This window comes from Frankia sp. R82 (assembly GCF_023716925.1).
In the GTDB taxonomy this organism is placed as follows: Bacteria; Actinomycetota; Actinomycetes; order Frankiales; family Frankiaceae; genus Frankia.
Genome location: NZ_JAMQQG010000098.1, coordinates 1 through 4,037 on the forward strand (window position 1 = coordinate 1; position 4,037 = coordinate 4,037).

A 4,037-nucleotide genomic window follows, 5' to 3' on the forward strand; every position below is an offset into this window, starting at 1 on the left:
GGCCACGGCGCGCCGCCGTCTCCTCCTTCGGCATCAGCGGCACCAACGCCCACGTCATCCTCGAACAGGCCCCGGACGCGCCGGTCCACACCAAGCCCGGCCGGGCCGAACCGGCCGCCGGCGAACCCGGACCCGGACCCGGACAGCAGGAGTCGTCCTCGGGCGATCTGGCGGCAACCCCGGTGCTGGTACCACTGTCGGCCCGGTCCGACCCGGCGCTGCGCGACCAGGCCCGGCGCCTCGCCGCGCATCTGCGAGCCCGTGCCGACCAGCGCACGCCGACCGGGCAGCCGGACGGCCCGGAACGCGCCGACCACGAGCGGAGCTCGGGCCACGTCGACCTGGAACGGCTCGCCGCGGCGCTGGCGACGCGCACCGTCTTCGCCCGCCGCGCGGTCGCCCTCGCCACCGACGAGGACGGTCTGCTCACCGTGCTCGACGCGCTTGCCCACGACCGACCGGCCGCCGGGCTCGTCACCGGCACCGCAACCGCCGCACCCGGGCCGCTCGCGTTCCTGCTCTCCGGCCAGGGCAGCCAGCGCCCGCGGATGGGCCACGACCTCTACACCACCCACCCCGTCTACACCGCCGCCCTCGACGAGGTCGCCACCGCCCTCGACCCCCACCTCGACCAACCCCTGCTCACCGTCCTTCACGCCGACCCCGACAGCCCCGACGCAGACCTCATCCACCAGACCCAGTGGACCCAACCCACCCTGTTCGCCCTACAGATCGCCCTGCACCGCACCCTCGCCTTCCACGGCATCACCCCCGACCACCTCATCGGCCACTCCCTCGGCGAGATCACCGCCGCCCACCTCGCCGGCGTGTTCACCCTCCCCGACGCCGCCCGCCTCGTCGCCACCCGTGCCCGCCTACTCGGCTCCCTGCCCGCCGGCGGCAGCATGCTCACCATCCACGCCGACGAGGCGACCGCCCGCACCCTGCTGAACGACCACGCCGACCTGGACGGCATCGACGAGGTCGACATCGCCGCGCTCAACAGCCCCACCAACACCGTCCTCGCCGGTCCCCGCAGCACCCTGGACGGCCTGGCCGACGCGGCCGCCGCGCGCGGCGTGCGCACCCGTCGACTCACCGTCAGCCACGCCTTCCACAGCCCGCTGACCGAACCCGTCCTCGACGAGTTCCTGGCCACCGCCGCCAGCCTGAGCTACCAGCCCCCCACCATCCCGATCATCAGCAACGTGACCGGCGCCCTCGCCACCGCCGAGCAGCTCACCTCGCCCGACTACTGGGTCCGCCACGTCCGCGAGGCCGTCCGCTTCGCCGCCGGCGTGACGGCGCTGGCCGACCTCGGCGTCACCACCTACCTCGAGCTCGGCCCCGACACCACCCTGACCACCCTGACCACGCAGACCCTGCAGGCCCGAACCTCCGGCGCCCACGACACCGACACCGACGCCGACACCCGCCACAGCAACGCCCGCGGCGCCGGAGCCGAGGCGACGATCATCCCGACGCTGCGGCGCAACCAGGCCGCGACCGTCAGCCTTCCCACCGCCCTCGCCACCCTGCACGTCCACGGCCACACCCCCACCGGCACCGGCGTCGCCCCTGACGACACCGGCGTCGCCCCCGGCGGCGAGGACCCCCGTCACCTGGCCGCCGCCCTGCCCACCTATCCCTTCCAGCGGCAGCGCTACTGGCTCGAGGAGGCTGCCTCGGGGGCACGCGACGCCGCCGGGCTCGGGCTGACCAGCGCCGACCATCCTCTGCTCGGCGTGGCCCTCGGGCTCGCCGACTCCGACGGCGTCGTGCTGACCGGACGGATCTCCCTGGCCACGCAGCCGTGGCTCGCCGACCACGTGGTGCAGGGCAACGTCCTCGTGCCTGGCACGGTGTTCGTCGACCTGGCGCTGCGGGCCGGTGACGAGCTCGGCGTCACCGATCTCGAGGAGCTGCTCTTCGAGACCCCGCTGATCCTGCCCGCGCGCGGCGCCGTGGCCATCCAGGTCACCGTCGCCGCGCCCGACGAGGCCGGCCGCCGCGCCGTCACCGTCCACTCCCGCCCGCAGCGCACCGACACCACCGAGGCCACCAGCGCCGCCGAGGCCGACTGGACGCGGCATGCCAGCGGCCTGTTCACCACCGACGCGACCGACGCGACCGATACGACCAACGCCATCGACGACGCGGAGGCCACGGAGGCCGCGGAGGCCACTGACAGTCCGGCCAGCTGGCCGCCGCCGGGCGCCGCACCGGTGGAGGTGCCGGTCGCGGGCATCTATGCGGCACTCGACGCCTCGGGGCTGGCCTACGGTCCGGTGTTCCAGGGCCTGCGGGCCGCCTGGCGCGACGGTGACCACCTGTATGCCGAGGTCGCCCTGGCCGACGAGCACGCCGGTGCCGTCGACGGCTTCGGTGTGCATCCCGCGCTGCTCGACGCGGCCGTGCACCTGTCGGTCTTCCACGGTCTGACGAACGTCCCGGCCGGTCACAGCCGGCTTCCGTTCGCGTGGAACGGCGTCCGGCTGCACGCCACCGGCGCCCGGTCGCTGCGGGTCCACCTCACCGTCCACGGCTCCGAGGAGATCTCCCTACGGGCCACGGACAACACCGGTGCCCCCGTGGTCACCGTGGCGGCGCTGCTGGCCCGGGTCGTCTCGGCCGAACAGCTCGCCGCGGCCCGCGGCGACCGACCGGACTCGCTCTACCAGCTGCGCTGGTCGCCGCTACCGCTGACCGCCCTTGCCCCCGGCACCACAACCGCCTGGGCCACGATCGGTGCCGAGGCGACCGCCACCGCCGCCGCGGCACTCGGCCAGGACGCCCAGAACGGCCAGGACGTCACCACGACGGCCCATGCCGACCTGGCCGCACTCGGTGCGGCGATCGACGCCGGTGCGGCCGGCCCGGATCTCGTCCTCGTCACCTTCGGGTCGGGTGGCGATCATGGGAACGGTGGTGACGTCGCCGGCTCCGCACGGAGCACCACCGCGAACGCACTGGCCACCCTGCAGACGTACCTGGGCGATCCCCGGCTGGAGGCCACCCGGCTGGTCGTGCTCACCTCGGGGGCGGTCGCCGTCGCGGGCGGGGACGTGGACCTGGCCACCGCACCGGTGTGGGGGCTGGTCCGCAGCATCCAGACCGAGCAGCCCGGACGCATCCTGCTCGTCGACCTCGACGGCGACCCGTCGTCCACCGCCGTCCTGCCCACCGCGGTGGCCGCCGCCGGCCACGCCGACGAGCCCCACCTCGCCGTGCGGGCCGGCATCCCGCTCACCCCACGCCTCGCCCCCGCCCCCAGCCCGGTCGTCCCCGTCCCGACCGCCGACCCCGTCGCCTCGGCCGCCACCAGCGCCGCTGCCAGCGGGGCAGACGCCACCGCCGGCTGGCACCTCGACCCCGCGGGCACCGTCCTGCTCACCGGTGGCCTCGGCACCCTGGCCCGCCACCTCGCCCGCCATCTGGTCGAGCGCCACCAGGTCCGCCACCTGCACCTGACCAGCCGGCAGGGCGCCGACCACCCGCAGGCCGCGGCGCTGCGCGACGAACTCGCGGACCTCGGCGCCACCGTCACGATCACCGCCGCCGACATCACCGATCCAGCCGCCGTGACGCGCCTGGTCGCAGCCGTCGGGGCCGAGCATCCGCTGACCGCCGTCGTCCACACCGCCGGCGTCCTCGACGACGCGGCCGTCGCGGCGATCACACCGGAGCGTCTCGCCGGGGTCCTGGCCCCGAAGGTCGACGGTGCGTGGAACCTGCACCAGGCCACCCGGGACCTGCCCCTGGCCGCGTTCGTCCTGTACAGCTCGGTCGCCGGCATCACCGGCGGTCCGGGGCAGGCCAGCTACACGGCGGCCAACAGCTTCCTGGACGCACTCGCCCAGCACCGCCGCGCCCACGGCCTGCCCGCCACCAGCCTCGCCTGGGGGCTGTGGTCGGACACCAGCACCTTCACCGCCGGACTCGGCGCGGCCGACCAGCGCCGCATCGCGCGCAGCGGGCTGCGGGCGCTGCCGGCCACCGAGGCACTCGCCCTGTTCGACGCCGCCGGCGCCCTCGAC

General features: G+C 75.4%; 1 protein-coding gene. It reads left to right on the plus strand.

All coding sequences use genetic code 11. From position 1 onward, the window contains the following. Positions 1–4,037: SDR family NAD(P)-dependent oxidoreductase (locus ND747_RS29390; RefSeq protein ID WP_285900607.1), on the plus strand; the 4,037-nt coding region annotated here is incomplete at both ends.